We start from the raw sequence: 20,406 nt of genomic DNA on the forward strand, positions 1-20,406 counted from the left end.
ACAACCGTAATGACTGCTGCAACGCGTTTTCCGGTTGTCATGGAGTTTTCTGCATAAAATCGACCGTCAGCCCACGCCGCACCTGCGTGAGTAGCTATCAAAAAAATAGCAAATGACGCCCCGCCGGGCCTCTGTTGATCTTCACGGTCACACTTCGGGCGCCACCATCTCCGCATACTCGTAAAGTGCCGACAGCACGGCTTCGCCGCGCTCGTCCGCCGTCTCCGACAACACATCGAGCTCAGCCAGAAACGCATCCACATTGCGCGCCCCACCCTCGCCTTCGAGCAGGCGCGCCGCGCGGTGTACTTCCCAGCGTTCGGCATGGTCCGGTGACAGCGTGGCCTCGAAGTTGCGCGCGCGGTAGCGAAACACCAGTTCTTCCAGCCGCTCGTCGTCGAAGCCGGTGCGGCTGTGCGCGAGTTCGGCCGGCGGCAAGGCGCGCAGCTTGTTGAGCCGGCGCCTGTCGTCGTTGTTGATGAAACCGCCGTACAGGTCTTCGTCCACATCGGGCACACCCCCTTTGGGCCGTGCAAACACCTCGGGCCAGACCGCGCTCATGTCGGGCAGTCCAGCGGCCTTTTCAGCGTGGCGCAGCGCAGCTTCGATGTCCACGCCCCACTTCGCCGCCATCGCATCGCTGAGCGTCGCCAGCTTGCGCACCACCATCGGCGACTTGTTCAGGTGCACCGACTTGATCGGCAGACGTGTCACGCCTTCGGGCAGGTCGGCGCTTTTGCTGAACAGGCGCTGGCGCAAGGTGGTCACATCGAGCAGCGGCAGCTCGGCAGGGTCATGGGCCAGGTCCCACGCCAGCAGTTCGTTCTTGTTCGACGGATGCATGGCCAGCGGCCACATGACGGCCAGACAACCTTTCTCGGGTGCGAACATGCCCGTCACATGCAAAAACGGCTGGGCCGTCTGCGGGCTGGTGGGCAGGCCCAGCTCGGCCACCACGCGGTCTTTCTTGTGCAGCGACAGGCAGAAGTCGAACAGCCTGGGTTGGGCCGTGCGTATCAGCCGCGCCAGTGCAACCGTTGCGCGCACGTCGGACAGTGCGTCGTGCGCCGATTCGTGGATCAGGCCATTGGCGCGCGCCAGGTCTTCGAGCTTGAAGCTGGGGCGCAAGGCCCCTGGCTCATCGGGACGTCGCTCGTCCGGCTTCGTTGGCCATTGCATGCCTTCGGGCCGCAAGGCATAAGCCATGCGCACCACGTCGAGCAGGTCCCAGCGGCCGCAGTCGTTTTGCCACTCGCGCGCATAGGGGTCGATCAGGTTGCGCCAGAACAGGTGGCGCGTGACTTCGTCGTCGAAACGGATGGTGTTGTAGCCCACGCCTATGGTGCCCGGCTGCGCCAGCACGGCTTCGATGCGCGCGGCAAATTCATGCTCGGGCAGGCCGCGCTCCAGACAGAGCTGCGGCGTGATGCCAGTGATCAGGCACGAGGCCGGGTCCGGCAGGTAGTCGCGCGCTGGCTGGCAATAAATCATCAGCGGCTCGCCGATCTCATTGAGCTCCGCGTCGGTGCGAATACCGGCAAACTGGGCCGGCCGGTCGCGCCGGGTGTTAAGGCCGAAGGTTTCGTAGTCGTGCCAGAGAAAGGTGTGTGTCGCCATCGTTCCTCGTTTATCAACCAGATTTATGCATCAAAAAGGCGTCTAGCCCATACCATTCGGGCACAAGCAGCTATGATTTCAGGAGCAAATGAAAAAGGCCAGTAGCGCCATGCTACCGGCCTTTTGATCCTGCGCCAGCAGATTAGCTGGTTTCGGCCTGCTCCGCCTCGGGCTTGGCCTTGCCTTCTTTCTTGGGCAGCGGCTGGATGTCGAGTTCGACTTCGCCGGTCTCGACGCCCTTCTCGTCGGTCGTGACTTTCATGTCCACCGTCAGGCGACCGCCGTCGATCAGGCGTCCGAACAGCAGCTCGTCGGCGAGCGCGCGGCGAATCGTGTCCTGAATCAGGCGCTGCATCGGACGTGCACCCATCAGCGGATCAAAACCCTTCTTGCCAAGGTACTTGCGCAGCGTGTCGGTGAAGGTAACATCGACCTTCTTCTCGGCCAGTTGCGTTTCCAGCTGGAGCAGGAACTTGTCGACCACACGCAGGATCACGGTTTCATCCAGCGCCTTGAAGCTCACAGTCGCGTCCAGGCGGTTGCGGAACTCGGGCGTGAACAGGCGCTTGATGTCGGCCATCTCGTCGCCCGCCTCACGCGGGTTCGTGAAACCGATGGTCGCCTTGTTCATGGTCTCGGCGCCCGCATTGGTCGTCATGACAATGATCACGTTGCGGAAGTCGGCCTTGCGTCCGTTGTTGTCCGTCAGGGTGCCGTGGTCCATGACCTGCAGCAACACGTTGAAGATGTCCGGGTGCGCCTTTTCGATCTCGTCGAGCAAGAGCACGCAATGCGGCTTCTTGGTGACAGCCTCGGTCAGCAGCCCGCCCTGGTCGAAACCGACATAGCCTGGAGGCGCACCGATCAGCCGGCTCACCGCATGGCGCTCCATGTATTCGGACATGTCAAAGCGGATCAGCTCAATGCCCATGATGTAGGCCAGTTGCTTGGCCGCTTCGGTCTTGCCAACGCCGGTGGGGCCGGAGAACAGGAAGGAGCCGATCGGCTTGTCGTCCTTGCCCAAGCCGGAGCGTGCCATCTTGACGGCGGATGCCAGCACGTCGAGCGCCTTGTCCTGGCCGAACACCACGCTTTTCAGATCGCGCTCAAGTGTCTTGAGCTTGCCGCGGTCGTCGTTGGACACATTGGCGGGCGGAATGCGCGCGATCTTGGCGACGATCTCCTCGACCTCGGTCTTGGTGATGATTTTTTTGCGCTTGTTCGCGGGCAGGATACGCTGGGCCGCGCCGGCCTCGTCAATCACGTCGATCGCCTTGTCGGGCAGATGACGGTCGTTGATATATTTGGCGCTGAGCTCGGCCGCAGCCTGCAGGGCGGCCACGGCATATTTGACACTGTGGTGTTCTTCAAAACGCGATTTCAGGCCCTTGAGGATGTCCACCGTCTCCTGCACGGTGGGCTCGACCACATCGACCTTCTGGAAGCGGCGTGACAGGGCCGCATCCTTCTCGAAGATGCCGCGATACTCGGTAAACGTCGTCGCGCCAATGCACTTGAGCTGACCCGAGCTCAGCGCAGGCTTGAGCAGGTTGGATGCGTCCAGCGTGCCGCCCGAGGCCGCACCGGCCCCGATCAGGGTGTGGATCTCGTCGATGAACAAAATGCCGTTGGGCTTGTCTTTCAGCGCCTTGAGCACGCCCTTGAGGCGTTGCTCGAAGTCACCGCGGTACTTGGTGCCTGCCAGCAGTGCGCCCATGTCGAGCGAGTAGACCTGCGCTTCGCCCAGAATCTCAGGCACGTCTTTTTGCGTGATGCGCCAGGCCAGGCCCTCGGCAATGGCCGTCTTGCCCACGCCGGCTTCGCCGACGAGCAACGGATTGTTCTTGCGGCGGCGGCACAGGATCTGGATCACGCGCTCGACTTCGTAATGACGGCCGATCAACGGGTCGATCTTGCCCTCTTTGGCGAGCTGGTTCAGGTTCTGCGTGTACTGCTCAAGTGGCGAAGCTTTTTCGTTCTTCTCACCACCCTCTTCGTTCTCGGCGGCGGTCTCGCCGGCCTTGGTCGGCTCGGGCGGATCACTTTTCTTGATGCCGTGCGCGATAAAATTCACCACATCCAGGCGCGTGACGCCCTGCTGATGCAGGTAGTACACGGCGTGCGAGTCCTTCTCGCCGAAGATGGCCACAAGTACGTTGGCACCAGTGACTTCCTTCTTGCCGTTGCCGGTGGACTGCACATGCATGATGGCGCGCTGGATCACACGCTGAAAGCCGAGCGTGGGTTGCGTGTCCACGTCATCGTTGCCGGCGACCTGCGGCGTGTTGTCCTTGATGAAGTTGGCCAGCGACTTGCGCAGGTCATCAATGTTCGCGGAGCACGCGCGCAGCACCTCGGCGGCGCTCGGGTTGTCGAGCAAAGCGAGCAACAGATGTTCCACGGTGATGAACTCGTGGCGCTGTTGACGGGCCTCGACAAAGGCCATGTGCAAGCTGACTTCTAGTTCCTGGGCAATCATTGCGTTTCCTTTCGGCTTGCTGCTGGGGTATCTGGGACAGGTATCGGGGTGCGGCTGATATCAAAAATATGGGCTGATTCGGCGATTATTCAATGGGCTCGCAAACACACTGCAGCGGATGGCCATTTTTCCGCGCGGCTTCGGTCACCTGGTCGACCTTGGTGGACGCCACATCCTTGGAAAACACACCGCACACGCCTTTGCCATCAAGGTGGATCTTCAGCATGATCTGCGTGGCGGTTTCCCGGTCCTTGTTGAAAAACTCCTGGATCACCTCGACCACAAACTCCATCGGGGTGTAGTCGTCGTTGAGTAGCACGACCTGGAACATCTGCGGCGGCTTGGTCTTCTGCGGACGCCGCTCCAGCACTACAGATTCCCCTCCATTGGCGCCATCAGGCTTGATGGCCGGGGCCTTGGGCGGTGCGGGAGGCTTGGGGGGGTGGGTTGCCATGGAATTCATTCTAGCGAGCGAAATTGCCCGGTGCAGCGCATAGGTCAATTGGTGGCAGGAACGCGACATTCAAGGCTGGGCGATTGACTTTTGTTGGACCCATAAAAAACCGCTTCGGCCTGCGCCAGGAGCGGTTTTGCTGTAGGGCCGAAGTCTTTACATGTGGTCGATCATCACCTGGCCGAAACCGGAACAGCTGACCTGGGTCGCGCCATCCATCAGGCGGGCGAAGTCGTAGGTAACCTTTTTCGACGCGATGGATTTTTCCATCGCGCTGATGATCAGGTCAGCCGCCTCGGTCCAGCCCATGTGCCGCAGCATCATTTCAGCCGACAGGATTTCAGAACCGGGATTCACATAATCCTTGCCAGCGTACTTCGGCGCCGTCCCGTGGGTGGCTTCAAACATGGCGATGGTGTCGCTGAGGTTGGCGCCGGGGGCAATGCCAATGCCGCCGACCTGTGCGGCCAGCGCGTCCGACACGTAGTCGCCGTTGAGGTTCAAGGTCGCAATGACCGAATATTCGGCCGGACGCAGCAGGATTTGCTGCAGGAAGGCGTCGGCAATGCTGTCCTTGACGACGATGTCCTTGCCGGTTTTGGTGTTCTTGAACTTCATCCAGGGACCGCCATCGACTTCCACCGCACCGAACTCCTTTTTCGCCAGGGCATAGGCCCAGTCGCGGAAAGCGCCTTCTGTGAATTTCATGATGTTGCCCTTGTGCACGATGGTCACGCTGGGCTTGTCATTGTCGATGGCGTATTGGAGCGCCTTGCGCACGAGGCGCTCAGTGCCTTCGCTGGACACCGGCTTGATGCCGATGCCGGAGGTGTTGGGAAAGCGGATCTTCTTGACGCCCATCTCGTCCTGCAGGAACTTGATGAGTTTTTTGGCCTTGTCAGACCCGGCTTCAAACTCGATGCCGGCATAGATGTCCTCCGAGTTCTCGCGGAAGATCACCATGTTGGTCTTGTGCGGCTCTTTCACCGGCGAGGGCACGCCGGCAAAGTATTGAATCGGGCGCAGGCAAACGTAGAGGTCCAGCTCCTGGCGCAGCGCCACGTTGAGCGAGCGGATGCCGCCGCCGACAGGCGTGGTCAGCGGGCCCTTGATGGACACCACATAGTCCTTGACCGCCGCCAGGGTTTCTTCCGGCAACCAGACGTCGGGGCCGTAGACCTTGGTCGACTTCTCGCCGGCATACACCTCCATCCAGTGGATCTTTTTCTTGCCGCCATACGCTTTGGCAACCGCCGCATCCACCACCTTGAGCATGACCGGCGTAATGTCGGCGCCCGTGCCGTCGCCTTCAATGAATGCAATGACCGGCTCGTCCGGAACATTCAGCGAGTTGTCAGCATTGACGGTGATTTTTTGACCTTGGGCAGGCACCTTGATGTGCTCGTACATGTACGACAGTCTCCGTTGTGTGCTGGCTCAGCAATGAAATTTGCGCTCCAGCTTAGGTGATAACCCGCAAATTCTAGCCGCAAACGATGGATGGACAGGTTTCCGGAACCGGCGTGTCAACCGTTTGCAAACGGGCCTCGTTACAGTCGGGTCCACGAGCTTTTTTCGGGGGACCTGGTTCAAAAACTTTTTAGGAAAATTCCAAATGAACAAGATTCTTGCTGCCCTGATCGCCAGCCTTTTCGCCGTTGGTGTGTTTGCTCAGACTCCTGCCCAACCAGCTCAGCCGGCCAAGCCAGCGATGCCGGCAATGCCAGCTACGCCTGCAACGCCGGCAACGCCTGCTACCCCCGCCACCCCTGCTATGCCAGCGGCCAAAGTTGAAACCAAAGCGGACAAAGCTGCTGCTGCCAAAGCCGCCAAAGCTGAAAAAGCCGCCGCTGCCAAGAAAGCCAAGGAAGACAAAGCTGCTGCCGCCAAAGCCGCCAAAGCTGAAAAAGCCGCCGCCGCCAAGAAAGCCAAGGAAGACAAAGCTGCTGCTGCCAAGAAGTAATTCTTTAGCCGCAACCCCGGAATGCCCGCGTTGCGGGCATTTTTCATGGCGCTCGTTTATGCTGGGCGCCCGACCAACCGCAGGTGATTTCATGCCTCACACTTCTTCCGTTGCAGCTCGCCTTCGCACCATGGTCTCTGCCGTTTTGCTGGCAGCAAGCGCGCTCACAGCTGCAGCTCAGGACGCGCCACAGATGAACCTGCAGCGCAGCACGCTGTCCGCCGGCATGCACCAGATCGACGCGCAACTGGCAGTGACCCCCGCGCAGCGACAGACCGGCCTGATGTTCCGCAAGGAGATGCCGCAGGGTGAAGGTATGTTGTTCATCTTCGAGGAACCCGTCCAGCAATGCTTCTGGATGAAAAACACCTTGCTGCCGCTGACCGCCGCTTTTGTGGCCGACGATGGAACCATCGTGAATCTGGCCGACATGAAACCGCAGACGACGGACTCGCACTGCTCGAAAAAGCCGGTACGTTATGTACTGGAAATGAATGTGGGCTGGTTTGCCAAAAAAGGCATCAAGGCCGGGAGCCGCTTGCGCGGGCAGGTATTCCAGGCGAGCAAATAAGCTGACACGAAACCAGGGAGCGACCAGCCAAAAGCAATAAAGGCGATCCGCACTGCTGCGGATCGCCTTTGAAGCGCTTTTGAAGCACCTGCCGGCAGGTCGCCTCAGGTGGTGCGCTGGTTTTAAGCGGTGAAAGCCGCCAGTGTCGCGTTCAAGGTCTTGCTCGGACGCATCACGATGTCCAGCTTGGCCAGGTCGGGCTGGTAGTAACCGCCAATGTCCACCGCCTTGCCCTGCACGGCCTGGAGTTCGGCGACGATGGCTTGCTCGTTCGTCGTCAATTGCTTGGCCAGCGGCGCGAACCGCGCAGCCAGGGCGGTGTCCTCGGTCTGTGCGGCCAGTTCCTGAGCCCAGTACATGGCCAGGTAAAACTGGCTGCCACGGTTGTCCAATTGACCGGTCTTCGGCGACGGATTTTTGTTGTTGTCGAGAAGCTTGCCGGTGGCGCCATCCAGCGTTTGGGCCAGAATCTTCGCCTGGGTATTGCCGGTCTTGATGCCGAGGTCTTCCAGCGACACAGCCAGCGCCAGGAATTCGCCCAGTGAGTCCCAGCGCAGGTGGTTCTCCTCAACCAGTTGCTGAACGTGCTTGGGGGCGGAGCCACCGGCACCGGTTTCATACATGCCGCCGCCGGCCATCAGGGGCACGATGGACAACATCTTGGCGCTGGTCCCCAGCTCCATGATGGGGAACAGGTCGGTCAGGTAGTCACGCAAGATGTTTCCGGTGGCGCTGATGGTGTCGAGCCCGCGCACAACGCGCTCCAGCGTGTAACGCATGGCACGCACCTGGCTCATGATCTGTATGTCCAGACCAGCCGTGTCGTGTTCGTGCAGGTACATCTTGACCTTGGTGATCATCTGCGCTTCATGCGGGCGGTAGGCATCCAGCCAGAACACCACCGGCATACCGGAGTTGCGCGCGCGGGTCACAGCCAGCTTGACCCAGTCCCGAATCGCGGCGTCCTTGACCTGGCACATGCGCCAGATGTCGCCAGCTTCTACATTCTGGCTCAGCAGCACCTCGCCGGTGGACAGGTCAGTGATGTTCGCCACGCCGTCTTCTGCGATCTCGAAGGTTTTGTCGTGCGAACCGTATTCCTCGGCCTGCTGGGCCATCAGGCCCACATTGGGCACCGTGCCCATGGTCTTGGGATCGAACGCGCCGTGCCATTTGCAGAAGTTGATGATCTCCTGATAGATGCGGGCAAAGGTCGATTCAGGCATCACGGCCTTGACGTCCTTCAGACGGCCGTCGGCACCCCACATCTTGCCGCCGTTGCGGATGGCTGCGGGCATGGAGGCGTCCACGATGATGTCGTTGGGCGAATGAAAGTTGGTGATGCCCTTGGCCGAGTCCACCATGGCCAGTTCAGGCCGGCCTTCGTGGCAGGCGTGCAGGTCGCGCTTGATCTCGTCCTGCTTGCTTTGGGGCAAGGTGCCGATCTTGTTGTACAGATCGACCATGCCGTTGTTGACGTTGACGCCCAGTTCCTCGAACAGCTTGGCGTGCTTCTCGAACGCTTCCTTGTAGAAAATCTTCACGCAATGGCCGAACACGATGGGGTGCGATACCTTCATCATGGTCGCCTTCACGTGCAGCGAGAACATCACACCGGTGTTGTGCGCGTCCTCGATCTCCTTCTCGTAAAACTCCACCAGTGCCTTTTTACTCATGAACATCGAGTCGATAATCTCGCGGTCCAGCAGCGCGACCTTGGGCTTGAGGACGATGGTCTTGCCGCTCTTGGCGATCAGCTCCATCTTGACTTCACGGGCGCGGTCCAGCGTGATCGACTTTTCGCCGTGGTAGAAGTCGCCGGCGTGCATGTGTGACACGTGCGAGCGCGAGGCCTGGCTCCAGTCGGCCATGCTATGCGGGTTCTTTCGCGCGTACTCCTTGACGGCTTTGGGCGCGCGGCGATCCGAATTGCCTTCCCGCAGGACAGGGTTCACGGCGCTGCCGGTGCACTTGTTGTAGCGCGTGCGTATGTCTTTTTCCTCATCAGTCTTGGGGGCTTCAGGGTAATCGGGGATCTTGTAACCCTTGCCCTGCAGTTCCTTGATCGCGTCCTTGAGCTGGGCTACCGATGCGCTGATGTTAGGCAACTTGATGATGTTGGCTTGCGGCTTGAGTGTCAGTTTTCCCAGTTCCGTCAGAGTGTCGGCAACCCGTTGTTCCTCGCTCAGGCATTCCGGAAATTGCCCCAGAATCCGGCCAGCCACCGAAATATCGGCGGTTTCGACCTTGATGCCCGCAGGTGCTGTAAATGTGCGGACGATGGGCAGGAAAGCGCTCGTCGCCAGCAAGGGGGCTTCGTCGGTCAGCGTGTAAATGATGGTGGGTTGCTCGGTACTCATCGCTTATCTCCAGAACTGTTATGGGAACGTCACCGGCTGGGTCTCAGACCGGCTGACATGATCGGATGGTGCCTGATTCCTTGAGGGAATGGGACCTGCCCTGTCACGCATTTTATGCAACGCAATGCCACGATACGAAATTACCTCGCTTGCGATGAACTTTATTTTTTATTCGGGCAAAAAAAAACCCGAATAAAATTTCGGGCTTTTTTTGAGGCGGCGGCGCAGCGGAAGCGCCGGGCAGACTCAGGCGAAGTTGGCCGCCGCGAAGTCCCAATTCACCAGCTTGTCGAGAAAAGTCTCAACAAACTTCGGACGCATGTTGCGGTAGTCGATGTAGTAGGCGTGTTCCCAGACGTCCACGGTCATCAGCGCCTTGTCGGCAGTGGTCAGCGGTGTGCCAGCCGGGCCGGTGTTGACAATGTCCACGCTGCCGTCAGCCTTTTTCACCAGCCAGGTCCAGCCTGAACCGAAGTTGCCCACGGCCGACTTGATAAAGGCTTCCTTGAACGCGGCATAGGAGCCGAACTTGGCGTTGATGGCCGCAGCCAGCGCGCCAGAGGGTTCGCCACCGCCGGCAGGCTTCATGCAGCTCCAGAAAAAAGTGTGGTTCCAGATCTGGGCGGCATTGTTGTACACGCCGCCGCTGGATTTTTTGACGATCTCTTCGAGCGTCATGGCTTCGAATTCCGTGCCTTTTTGCAGGTTGTTGAGGTTTACCACATAGGCGTTGTGGTGCTTGCCGTGGTGGTACTCAAAGGCTTCCTGGCTGTAATCCGGCGCCAGGGCGTCGTTCGCGTAAGGCAGCGGGGGCAGTTTATGTTCCATTGTTTTTTCCTTGTGGGTGTTGTGATGATGTTTCGATGATAAGGGTGGCGGTCCGAACCATTGTAAAAAACTAAATCAGCCGCGCTGCCGAAACGGTCAAATCGACCTCGCCGTCAGCAAGGGTAGCGCGCAGGGCCTGGCCGGGCGCGGTGTCGGCGGCATGGGTCACCGCCTGGCCCTGCATGTCGGTGAGCCAGGCATAACCGCGTTGCAGCACCAGCGTCGGGTTCAGCGGCGCCAGCCGCAGTTGCGCGCGTTCCAGCCGGTGATGCTGGTGTTGAAGGGCTCGTTCAAGGACCTGGGGAAACGCCAGCCCCAAGACCTGCAAGGCATTTTTTTCGCGCTGGACGCCGGTATGCAGCGCGTGGCGCAGGCCTTGCGCGTGGCCCGCCAGGCGCGCATGCTGGCGCGTGACCAGGTGCGAGGGCCGGCTCAGACGTGCTGCCGCCCGGTCCAGCCGCTGGTTGCTGTCCTGAAGTTGCCGCTCGACACCGAAATGCAGCCGATCCTGCAGATCGTCCAGTTCCCCCAACCAGACCTTTTGCGGCTGGGCACACAGCTCGGCGGCGGCCGTGGGGGTCGGCGCGCGAAGGTCGGCACAAAAATCGGCAATCGTGAAGTCGGTCTCATGGCCGACACCGCAAACCACCGGCATAGGCGCGGCGACGATCAGGCGTGCCAGTTGTTCGTCGTTGAAGGCCAAGAGGTCTTCCATGGCGCCGCCGCCGCGCACCAGCAGCAGCACATCGACTTCGGCCCGTTCATAGGCCTTGCGCAAGGCCTGGCGCAAGGTTTCGGGCGCCTGCGCGCCCTGCACACTGGCCGGGTAAATCACGACAGGGACATGCGGCGCGCGGCGTTGCAGTGCTGTCACCACGTCGTGCAGGGCCGCCGCGCCCAGAGAAGTCACCACGCCGATGGCTTTGGGCAGCAGGGGCAGCTCCCGCTTGCGACCGGCATTGAACAAACCTTCGGCTTCGAGCTTGTTCTTGAGCTGCACAAATCGCTCGAACAGATTGCCTTCTCCGGCCTGCTGCATGGACTCAACCACCAGTTGCAGCTCGCCGCGCGGCTCATAAACACCGAGCCGCCCGCGCACTTCGACCAACTGCCCGTCGCGTGGCAAAAACTCCAGCAAGCCGGCAGCGCGCCGGAACATGGCGCAGCGTATCTGGCCTTTCTTGTCCTTCAGCGAAAAATAGCAATGACCACTGGCCGCACGCGAAAACCCGCTGAGCTCGCCTTGCACGGCAACCGGGTTGAAACGCGCTTCCAGGCTGTCGGCAATGGCGCGCAGCAGCGAACCGACGGGCCAGACACGCACACCAGCACGTCCCCCAACAGGTCTTTCAGCGTCGGAGAAAAACTCAGACACCGGCAAACCCCCTGATTCCATGCGGGTAATACTCCACAGAGGCCCACCGGCAGAAGACAAAACCCGTGGTTTGCTGGGGAGATTCAAATAACTTGGTGTAAGCCATTGATTTTGAACAACTTTATTCTGCTCATTTTTTCATCGTTCTGTCACATGCACCATTTGGCGCGGCCTTGCGGCGTATCGCCGGCCACTTGCTCACAAAGTTATCCACAACTTCTGTGGGTTAGGTCCTACGAGTCGGCGGCAGATCCCCAGCCAACAGAAGCACAACGTCGGGCCGGGCACGTCGAGCGGGGTGGGCCATAATCCACAGCAATTATCAGCTTGGAGATTTGCCCTTGTTTTCGATCATACAAGCCGCAGGCTGGCCGATCTGGCCCCTGATCGCCTGCTCGATTTTGGCGCTGGCGCTGGTTATCGAGCGTTTTAGCAGCCTGAAAACCGCCAGGATCGCACCGCCCAAGTTGCTGGAGGAAGCCATCACCGTGTCACGCGGCGGCGTACCCGCCACCGACGTGGTGGCGCACCTGGAACAAAACTCCCTGCTTGGCGAGGTACTCGCCAGCGGTTTCCGGGCTCTCAACACCAACCCGCGCATCAGCGAAGAGGACTTGCGCTCGACGCTGGAAGGTGCCGGCCGGCGCGCCGCCCACACGCTGGAGCGTTACCTGGCGGCACTCGCCACAATTGCCTCGGCAGCGCCGCTGCTGGGCCTGCTGGGCACCGTGATCGGCATGATCGAGATTTTTGGCTCGCAGGCCGGCGGCGGCGGCGTGGCCAACGCCAGCAGCGGCAACCCGGCGCAACTGGCGCAAGGCATTTCGATTGCGCTGTACAACACGGCCTTTGGACTGATCGTCGCTATTCCTGCGCTGATCTTCTGGCGCTATTTCCGGGCCCGTGTGGATGGCTACCTGCTGACCATGGAAATTGCCTCCGAGCGTTTTGTGCGGCATCTCAACACCCTGCGCAAATAATGGCCCCCACGCTTGTCGCTTCGCGTACATCGCTGCCCCCCGAGGGGGCGCATTTTTTCTTGGGGCGGCCAGGCGATAAAACCCCGTTCCCCACGGGGAGGCCGTCATGAACTTCCGCAGAAGCTCCCGGGATGAGCCGGAGATCAACCTGATTCCCTTCATCGACGTGCTGCTGGTCGTGCTGATTTTCCTGATGCTGTCGACCACCTACAGCAAGTTCACCGAGCTGCAGATCAAGCTGCCGGTGGCCGACGCCGACCAGCAGCGCGATTACCTTAAGGAAGTGATCGTCGCCGTCAGCAGTGACGGCCGTTACATGGTCAGCAAGCTGCCGGTGGATGGCCGCAGCATCGAGGCATTGAGCGCTGCCCTGACCGCGGCGGCAAAAGCAGGCAAAGACAGCGTGATCATCATCAGCGCCGATGCCAGCGCCAGCCACCAGTCGGTGATCACGGTGATGGAAGCGGCCCGGCGCAGTGGTCTGACCCAGATCACCTTTGCAACCCAGAGCGCGGCCCAGGCCGGCGCGAAATAAACGTGGAAACGCTGCTGCAGCGGACCTGGCTGCGGCGCGGTCCCGCGGCCCGCCTGCTGTGGCCGGTGGCGCTGCTGTTCGGCGTGCTGGTGCGCCTGCGCCGCGCCCTGTACCAGGCAAACCTTTTGCACTCCGACAAAATGCCTGTTCCCGTCGTGGTGGTCGGCAATGTGGTGGCCGGCGGCGCTGGCAAGACGCCCACGGTGATCGCGTTGGTACAGCATTTGCAGGCGGCCGGCCTGCGTGCCGGCGTGGTCTCGCGCGGCTATGGGCGCAGCAGCGATGACTGCCTGGAGGTGTTGCCGGAGACCTCGCCGCAACACTCGGGCGATGAACCCGCGCTGATCCGGCGCGCCACGCAGGCCCCGGTGTTCGTGGCTGCGCGCCGCGTTGATGCCGCTCGCGCCCTGCTGGCCGCCCATCCGTCCACACAGGTGATCGTCTGCGACGACGGCTTGCAACATTACGCGCTGCAGCGCGACATCGAGATTGCCGTCTTTGACGAACGCGGCGCCGGCAACGGCTGGCTGCTGCCGGCTGGCCCGCTGCGCGAACCCTGGCCGGAACGCCTGCAGCGGGGTGTTGGCCCGGACGGGCACGGCATCGACCTGGTGCTGCACACCGGCGCCGTGCCTGCCTTCGGCGGCTTCCGCTCCACCCGGCGGCTGGCCGACCATGCACTGCGCGCCGACGGCAGCCGTGTAGCCTTGGACAGCCTGGCCGGAACCGCACTGATTGCGCTGGCCGGCATTGCCAGACCCCAGGCCTTTTTTGGCATGCTCCAGGCCCAAGGCTTGAACTTGGCGGAGACGCGGTCGCTTCCCGATCACTATGATTTTGATAGCTATCCACGACCGTCCGACATGGGCTACACGCTTATTTGTACCGAAAAAGACGGCGTCAAGCTGTTTTCCCGGCAAACCGACGCCTTGGCTGTGCCGCTGGTGTTTGAACCTGAGCCGGCTTTTTTTGCAGCCTTCGACGCCTTGCTGGCGCACCGGCTTTCTCCATTACCATCGTCCCATGGACACCAAACTGCTTGAACTGCTGGTCTGCCCTGTGACCAAGGGCCCGCTTGATTACAACCGTGAAAAACAGGAACTCGTCTCGCGCAGTGCGCGCCTGGCTTACCCGATACGCGACGGCCTGCCGGTGATGCTGGAAAACCAGGCCCGCGTGCTGACTGACGAGGAACTCGGGCTTTGATCGTCGCGGTATGAGTTTTACCGTCCTCATCCCCGCCCGCCTTGCCTCCACCCGACTGCCCGACAAGCCACTGGCCGACATCGCCGGCATTCCGATGGTTGTGCGCGTAGCGCAGCGTGCCCTCCTGAGCGCGGCCGCCCGTGTCGTGGTGGCCACGGACAGCCCGCGCATTGCCGAAGCCTGCGCGGCCTTCCAGGTGCCCGCGGTTTTGACCCGCGCCGACCACCCCAGCGGCAGCGACCGCCTGGCCGAAGCCTGCGATCTGCTGCAACTCGGCGATGACGAGGTTGTCGTCAATGTGCAGGGTGACGAACCGCTGATTGATCCCGACCTGATTGATGCGGTGGCTGGCCTGCTCGCCGACCGGCCCGACTGCGCCATGAGTACGGCCGCACACGCGATCAACACGCTGGCGGACCTGCACAACCCGAATGTGGTCAAGGTAGTGCTCGACGCACGCAACACCGCGCTCTACTTCAGCCGCTCGCCGATTCCCGCCGCCCGCGATGCCAACGGCCAGACTTGGTGGGACGCAGGCGGCGCGCTACCGCCACCGCTGCGCCATGTCGGCATTTACGCCTACCGCACTGGCTTCCTGCGCCAGTTTCCGAAACTGCCGCAAGCGCCGCTGGAGCAGCTTGAGGCGCTGGAACAGTTGCGCGCGCTTTGGCACGGCCACCGCATCGCGGTGCACATCAGCGCCCAAATGCCCGGCCCCGGCGTGGACACGCCCGAGGATCTGGAGCGCGTGCGTCGGCTGTTTATGTAAGCCTGTGGCACGGCACGCATGCTATCCTTGAGAACAAGAAAAACGTGACGCCGGCGCCCTTCACAGGGCCTGCGCTCACAGACAGATTCATAAAAATCCGAGGACATCCATGAGACTGATTTTGTTGGGCGCACCGGGCGCGGGCAAAGGGACACAGGCGACCTTCATCTGCCAGAAATACGGCATCCCCCAGATTTCCACCGGCGACATGTTGCGCGCAGCGGTCAAGGCCGGCACACCGCTGGGCATCGAGGCCAAAAAAGTGATGGACGCGGGCGGTCTGGTCAGCGACGACCTGATCATCAACCTGGTCAAGGACCGGATCGCCCAGGCCGATTGCGCCAAGGGGTTTCTTTTCGACGGATTTCCGCGTACGCTTCCGCAGGCCGACGCGATGAAGGCCGCCGGCGTCAAGCTCGACTACGTACTGGAAATCGACGTTCCTTTCGATGCCATCATCGAACGCATGAGCGGACGCCGCTCGCACCCGGTATCCGGCCGCACCTACCACGTGAAGTTCAACCCGCCAAAAACCGATGGCAAGGACGACCTCACCGGCGAACCGCTGATCCAGCGCGACGACGACAAGGAAGAAACCGTGCGCAAGCGTCTTGAGGTTTACAGCGCGCAAACGCGCCCGCTGGTGGACTACTACTCAAACTGGGCCCAGGTTGAGCCCGCCGCTGCGCCGCAGTACCGCGCCATCAGCGGCATGGGCGGCGTTGATGAAATCACCGCCCGCGCGTTCAAGGCGCTGTCCACCTGAGCGTTCACTTCTGCAAAAAAAAGGCCGTCAACTGACGGCCTTTTTTAATGCTAGCTGCTGCCGCGCCTTCAGGCCGGACTGGAGCGCAACCCGTAGACCTTGCCGTCGGCAAACAGGTATTCAACGCGCAGGATGGCTTCACCCTTCTCGCCGGTAAAGGTAAAACCCAAAAGCGCAACCTGCGCGCCAGCCTTGATCTCGGCCACATTCCAGGCCTGCATGCGTGTCAACGGCGCCAGCTCGATCTCCCAGCGTTTGTCCTTACGCATGGGCACCACGGCTTTGGCCAGCAGAGCCTTGCCGTCCACCGGCGCGCTCTGCGCGGGCAGGACCCGCTGCGCCAGATCTGCGGGCAGTTTGAGATTGGGCGAGACCTCGAGCTCGAGTTCGGCATGCGGATTGCGCCACATCGACTTGATCACCCTGCCTTCGAGATAAATTGGTCGGTCCTGGTCAAAACTGCTCCAGCCGTGGTGAGCTTGGGCCCAGGAGGCGGTGCCCGCCACGGGTAGGGCCAGGGAGACTTTCAGCAGATCACGTCGCTTCATCTTTATCTCCTTCGTCGGTTCAATTTACACATACGCAATCCATCGGCCACAGGCAACCACCGCCAGCCAGATCAGCGTGGACACCGCCATCTGTGCCCGCGCCAAGCCATCGAGTTTGTCCAGCGAGCCGCGACCATGAAACCAGGCTGCATTACAACCCGCCGCCAATAACAGCAGCATCTTCAGGGTGAAAGCCCGGTTGGCCAGCAACTCGGCCGGCTGCGAGGCAAACATCAGAAGGCCGGACGCGGCCACCACCGAAAAGCCGGCCAGGGCGATGCCCAGGCTCAGCCGCGACAAGGCCTTCACCGGCAAGTCGGCGCCGAGACCGAACACCCGCAGCTCCAGCAGCACCAGATTGCCCAGCAGCAGCGCGATGCCGATGATGTGCACCACCTCCAGCGCCGGATAGGCCCAGACATGGGAACGCAGCGACTCGAACATCTCAGGCGGGGACCATGAACGCCAGCATCAACGCCACGCGCGCCTTGACCGGGGTAAGGCCCAGCGAGTCGGCGATCCGATCATGCGGTTTTGGAATCACCCGCCCTTCGAGGCAGCGCGTCGCCCGGACCACGCGCACGCCGCACGCCTGCGCCTCCAGCAAGGCAGCCTCCAGCGCATGGTGCAGCGTGCCGTTGCCGGTGCCCGCCACCACCAGTCCCTGCGCCCCATCGGCCACAAGCGCGCGCACGGCGCGGCCGTCGGCGCCGGCGTAGTTCATGACGATCTCCACACGCGGCCAAGTCAGATCGCTGTTCTCATTCGTGATTTTTGTAGCTGCCTGCGCCCACTTTGTAGATGCTGCAGGCCAATTTCTCAATAAACGCAAGCGGCCCTCCTCGACGTAGCCGAGAGGGCCGGCATCGCCGGAACTGAAGGCATCCAGTCGGTAGGTATGGACCTTTTGCACATCGAAAGCGCTGTGGATGGCACCGGCGCAGACCGCCACCACACCGCGCGCCCCAGCGTGCGACGCGACAGCCACGGCGTCCAGCATGTTTTGCGGCCCATCGGGCGCCAGCGACGTGGCCGGACGCATCGCGCAGGTCAGGACCACCGGTTTTTGGGGATCCAGCACCGTCTGCAGAAAAAACGCGGTTTCCTCCAGCGTATCAGTGCCGTGCGTGATAACCATGCCTTGCACCTCGTCCTGCGCCAGCCAGTACGCCACCCGCTGCGCCAGCGCACGCCAGATACCAAAGTCCATGTCTTTACTGTCAACCTGCGCCACCTGCTCGCTGAGAAGTTCAAAGGGGCTGTTCACCAGCGCAGACAGTGCAGCAACAAGCTGGCCAATACCGACCTGCGCCGCGGTGTAGCCAAGGTTGTCGCTGGCCTGGGCCGCAGTGCCGGCAATCGTTCCGCCAGTGCCGAGAATCACGATCTTTTTTTTGTTCGTTTCGCCTGACACTTGCATTCCTTAAAAAACTGGATGAAAATACAGCTACTGGATATTAAAACAGCTTTGGCCAATTCCCCCGTGGTCACTGTTTACCAAGGAGCCTACGCCATGAGCCTCACTGATTTTTCGGAAATGCCCAAACTCACTGCACGCCAGCAACAGATTCTGGAACTGATCCAGAGTGCCATTGCACGCTCTGGCGCGCCGCCGACACGCGCCGAGATCGCCAATGAACTCGGCTTCAAGTCCGCCAACGCCGCCGAGGAGCACTTGCAGGCGCTGGCCCGCAAGGGCGTGATTGAGCTGGTCAGCGGCACCTCGCGCGGTATCCGCCTGCGCAGTGACGCCTTGCGCTCCATCAACGAATCCCGCATCAAACAGTTTTCCCTGCCCTTGCAAAGCCTGGCCCAACTCGCCCTGCCTCTGGTGGGGCGGGTTGCTGCTGGCAGCCCCATTCTCGCGCAGGAGCATGTGGACCACACCTACTATTTCGAAAGCAGCCTGTTCCAGCGCAAACCCGATTACCTGCTCAAGGTGCGCGGCATGAGCATGCGTGATGCCGGCATCATGGACGGCGACCTGCTGGCCGTGCAGCAGACCAAGGAGGCGAAGAACGGGCAGATCGTCGTAGCCCGCTTGGGCGACGAAGTCACGGTCAAACGCTTTCGCCGCAACAAGCACCTGATCGAGTTGCTGCCTGAAAATCCCGATTTCAAAACCATTGTGATCGAGCCCGGCGAGCCTTTCGAGCTGGAGGGCCTGGCGGTCGGCCTGATCCGCAACACCATGCTGATGTAGCCAGCGGGTGTGGCGGACGGCCCGGCTTTATGGCCATTCGCACTTTCTTTCCGTGCAGCAGGTGGCGGGCGTTTGGCCAGATGGTTGGCCAACACCCTGCTGCAGCGGATGTGTCTTGAATCCTGTCTGTGTTTACCTCTCTCAGGAGTTCTCATGGGAATCGCCAGTTTTTCACGTTCACCACTGCTGTCTGTCCTGCTCGCGCCGCTGCAGGCGCTGGCCTCCTTGTGGGTGCCGGCTCAGCCATCGGCTGCCGCAGCGGCCTGCAGCCCGGTCCCGGCCTTCAAGCGCTTTGCCGCCAATGATTCTTCTGCTACAAAACTCATAGCTGGCGGCGCCCGAAATACATGGGCTGCAGGTCCAAAACCTTGCCAGACGATGGCAAAGGCCACGGCCCCGCGTCGCCTCAAAGTTATTCGCGAGTTTGAAGCCGGCATCAGCCCGTCCTGCGCCGGCCGCATGGTGATTTCAGGCCGCATGGCCGATGTGTGCGCCGAGCTGGACCGCATGTCCCAGCGGGAAACCGCGCAAGCCCAGGCCGCCTGAGGCCCGGTGCCGGATCGTTTCCGCAAGGCACCGCGTTGGCGATGCGCCGCGCAGGACCCCGGCGAAGAGCAATCAGACAAGCGCGTAAAGCGGCTCATGCCTTTGCGCAAGCGCACCTACTAAACGATTGCGTTCTGCTACACGTTTTGGGGCCGCCTCCTGGTGGCGACAGAACTTGCAGGCACAATATCGGCATGAATATTGTGATCCTCGACGACTATCAGGATGCCGTGCGCAAACTCGCCTGCGCAACCAAACTCGACGCCTACCAGGCCAAGGTCTACACCAACACTGTGAAAGGCATAGGCCAGCTTTCTGTGCGTCTCAAAGATGCCGATGTGGTCGTGTTAATCCGGGAGCGCACCCATCTGCACCGCCAGTTGATCGAAAAACTTCCCAAACTCAAGATGATTGCGCAGACCGGCCGCGTGGGTAGCCACGTCGATGTCGGTGCCTGCACCGAGCGCGGCATCGTGGTTGCCGAAGGCGTCGGTTCACCGACGGCGCCAGCCGAGCTGACCTGGGCCCTCATCATGGCCGCAATGCGTCGCATTCCCCATTACGTGTCCCACCTCAAACACGGTGCCTGGCAGCAGGCCGGCTTGAAAAACGCCTTCATGCCGGCCAATTTCGGCGTCGGCTCGGTGCTCAAGGGCAAGGTGCTCGGCATCTGGAGCTACGGCAAGGTCGGCCAGATCGTCGCCGGGTACGGCCGCGCCTTCGGCATGCGGGTGCTGGTCTGGGGCAGCCAGGCCTCGCGCGCACGCGCCCAAGCCGACGGCTTTGAAGTCGCCTCGTCCAAAGCCGAGTTTTTCCAGGAAAGCGACGTGCTCACCTTGCACCTGCGCCTGGCCGACGACACCCGCGGCGCGGTCACGCTCGAAGACCTGACGCGCATGAAACCCTCGTCCGTGCTGGTCAACACCTCGCGCGCCGAGCTGATCGAGCCGGAGGCGCTAATCGCTGGACTCAATCGCGGTCGCCCCGGGCTGGCGGCCGTGGACGTGTTCGAATCTGAGCCTATTTTGCAGGGGCATGCGCTGCTGCGCCTGGAAAACTGCATCTGCACACCGCACATCGGTTATGTAGAACAGGAAAGCTACGAGATGTATTTCGGTTCAGCGTTTGACAACGTGGTGAACTTCATCAAGGGCACGCCGACCAATATCGTCAATCCCGGCGCCCTGCAGGTCCGACGCTAGCCAG

Annotated in this window: 21 protein-coding genes; 11 read left to right on the top strand and 10 right to left on the bottom strand. The window is 61.4% G+C overall.

The features are described from left to right. Positions 1-147: 147 nt before the first annotated feature. The 4 genes from sbcB to icd form a co-directional block, all read right to left on the bottom strand. Positions 148-1,617, bottom strand: a complete 1,470-nt coding sequence (gene sbcB, locus IEX16_RS13325; RefSeq protein WP_188708968.1) for an exodeoxyribonuclease I — start codon at positions 1,615-1,617, stop codon at positions 148-150. Between the two features lie 142 nt (positions 1,618-1,759). Then, entirely contained in the window at positions 1,760-4,096 is a 2,337-nt protein-coding gene (gene clpA / locus IEX16_RS13330) for an ATP-dependent Clp protease ATP-binding subunit ClpA (RefSeq protein WP_188708969.1), read from the bottom strand. A gap of 85 nt (positions 4,097-4,181) precedes the next feature. Next, positions 4,182-4,550, bottom strand: coding sequence for an ATP-dependent Clp protease adapter ClpS (gene clpS, locus IEX16_RS13335; protein ID WP_188708970.1), 369 nt, complete (start codon positions 4,548-4,550; stop codon positions 4,182-4,184). 156 nt (positions 4,551-4,706) lie between these two features. Next, a complete protein-coding gene (gene icd / locus IEX16_RS13340) occupies positions 4,707-5,960 on the bottom strand; it encodes an NADP-dependent isocitrate dehydrogenase (protein ID WP_188708971.1) in 1,254 nt (417 codons plus the stop codon). Between the two features lie 124 nt (positions 5,961-6,084). On the opposite strand from icd, the gene IEX16_RS13345 reads away from it, so the two are divergent. After that, on the top strand, positions 6,085-6,513 hold the full coding sequence (locus IEX16_RS13345; RefSeq protein WP_229676337.1) for a cell envelope biogenesis protein TolA: 429 nt from the start codon (positions 6,085-6,087) through the stop codon (positions 6,511-6,513). A gap of 130 nt (positions 6,514-6,643) precedes the next feature. Beyond that, positions 6,644-7,084 carry a DUF192 domain-containing protein gene (locus IEX16_RS13350; RefSeq protein WP_229676338.1) on the top strand — a complete coding sequence of 147 codons (441 nt, stop codon included), beginning with the start codon at positions 6,644-6,646 and terminating at the stop codon, positions 7,082-7,084. Positions 7,085-7,206: 122 nt separating this feature from the next. Here the strand turns inward: IEX16_RS13350 and IEX16_RS13355 are convergent, their stop codons facing one another. The 3 genes from IEX16_RS13355 to xseA all read right to left on the bottom strand — a co-directional run bounded on the left by IEX16_RS13355 (position 7,207) and on the right by xseA (position 11,668). Further along, positions 7,207-9,444: an NADP-dependent isocitrate dehydrogenase gene (locus IEX16_RS13355; protein WP_188708973.1), complete on the bottom strand. Its 2,238-nt coding sequence runs from the start codon at positions 9,442-9,444 to the stop codon at positions 7,207-7,209. A 246-nt stretch (positions 9,445-9,690) separates the two neighbouring features. Next, the gene (locus IEX16_RS13360; RefSeq protein ID WP_188708974.1) at positions 9,691-10,272 is read right to left on the bottom strand and encodes a superoxide dismutase; all 582 of its coding nucleotides are present in this window, start codon (positions 10,270-10,272) and stop codon (positions 9,691-9,693) included. A 70-nt stretch (positions 10,273-10,342) separates the two neighbouring features. Further along, positions 10,343-11,668, bottom strand: a complete 1,326-nt coding sequence (gene xseA / locus IEX16_RS13365; protein ID WP_188708975.1) for an exodeoxyribonuclease VII large subunit — start codon at positions 11,666-11,668, stop codon at positions 10,343-10,345. A 320-nt stretch (positions 11,669-11,988) separates the two neighbouring features. Between xseA and IEX16_RS13370 the strand changes: the two genes are divergently transcribed. The 6 genes from IEX16_RS13370 to adk all read left to right on the top strand — a co-directional run bounded on the left by IEX16_RS13370 (position 11,989) and on the right by adk (position 15,903). Further along, positions 11,989-12,627, top strand: a complete 639-nt coding sequence (locus tag IEX16_RS13370; RefSeq protein WP_188708976.1) for a MotA/TolQ/ExbB proton channel family protein — start codon at positions 11,989-11,991, stop codon at positions 12,625-12,627. A gap of 106 nt (positions 12,628-12,733) precedes the next feature. Continuing rightward, positions 12,734-13,162, top strand: a complete 429-nt coding sequence (locus tag IEX16_RS13375; protein ID WP_188708977.1) for an ExbD/TolR family protein — start codon at positions 12,734-12,736, stop codon at positions 13,160-13,162. Between the two features lie 2 nt (positions 13,163-13,164). Further along, positions 13,165-14,205 (top strand): tetraacyldisaccharide 4'-kinase, encoded by a 1,041-nt coding sequence (gene lpxK / locus IEX16_RS13380; protein WP_188708978.1) that lies wholly within the window; start codon positions 13,165-13,167, stop codon positions 14,203-14,205. Then, a complete protein-coding gene (locus IEX16_RS13385) occupies positions 14,186-14,368 on the top strand; it encodes a Trm112 family protein (protein ID WP_188708979.1) in 183 nt (60 codons plus the stop codon). The genes lpxK and IEX16_RS13385 overlap by 20 nt, the downstream gene beginning before the upstream one ends. A 10-nt stretch (positions 14,369-14,378) precedes the next feature. After that, positions 14,379-15,137: a 3-deoxy-manno-octulosonate cytidylyltransferase gene (gene kdsB / locus IEX16_RS13390; RefSeq protein ID WP_188708980.1), complete on the top strand. Its 759-nt coding sequence runs from the start codon at positions 14,379-14,381 to the stop codon at positions 15,135-15,137. A gap of 109 nt (positions 15,138-15,246) precedes the next feature. Continuing rightward, on the top strand, positions 15,247-15,903 hold the full coding sequence (gene adk, locus IEX16_RS13395) for an adenylate kinase (protein ID WP_188708981.1): 657 nt from the start codon (positions 15,247-15,249) through the stop codon (positions 15,901-15,903). Positions 15,904-15,971: 68 nt separating this feature from the next. Here the strand turns inward: adk and IEX16_RS13400 are convergent, their stop codons facing one another. The 3 genes from IEX16_RS13400 to IEX16_RS13410 are packed head-to-tail and all read right to left on the bottom strand — an operon-like array spanning position 15,972 to position 17,865. Continuing rightward, on the bottom strand, positions 15,972-16,451 hold the full coding sequence (locus IEX16_RS13400; protein ID WP_188708982.1) for a DUF6152 family protein: 480 nt from the start codon (positions 16,449-16,451) through the stop codon (positions 15,972-15,974). 24 nt (positions 16,452-16,475) lie between these two features. Then, on the bottom strand, positions 16,476-16,895 hold the full coding sequence (locus IEX16_RS13405) for a hypothetical protein (protein ID WP_188708983.1): 420 nt from the start codon (positions 16,893-16,895) through the stop codon (positions 16,476-16,478). Position 16,896: 1 nt separating this feature from the next. Beyond that, a complete protein-coding gene (locus IEX16_RS13410; RefSeq protein ID WP_373288342.1) occupies positions 16,897-17,865 on the bottom strand; it encodes an asparaginase in 969 nt (322 codons plus the stop codon). Between the two features lie 99 nt (positions 17,866-17,964). Here IEX16_RS13410 and lexA point away from each other — a divergent pair, with 99 nt between their 5' ends. From lexA to IEX16_RS13425, 3 genes are all read left to right on the top strand, one after another. Further along, positions 17,965-18,654, top strand: coding sequence for a transcriptional repressor LexA (gene lexA, locus IEX16_RS13415; protein ID WP_188708985.1), 690 nt, complete (start codon positions 17,965-17,967; stop codon positions 18,652-18,654). A gap of 153 nt (positions 18,655-18,807) precedes the next feature. Next, entirely contained in the window at positions 18,808-19,200 is a 393-nt protein-coding gene (locus IEX16_RS13420; RefSeq protein ID WP_188708986.1) for a hypothetical protein, read from the top strand. Between the two features lie 194 nt (positions 19,201-19,394). Next, the gene (locus IEX16_RS13425) at positions 19,395-20,402 is read left to right on the top strand and encodes a D-2-hydroxyacid dehydrogenase family protein (RefSeq protein WP_188708987.1); all 1,008 of its coding nucleotides are present in this window, start codon (positions 19,395-19,397) and stop codon (positions 20,400-20,402) included. The last annotated feature ends 4 nt before the right edge of the window (positions 20,403-20,406 follow it).

The organism is Polaromonas eurypsychrophila (assembly GCF_014641715.1).
Lineage (GTDB): Bacteria > Pseudomonadota > Gammaproteobacteria > Burkholderiales > Burkholderiaceae_C > Polaromonas > Polaromonas eurypsychrophila.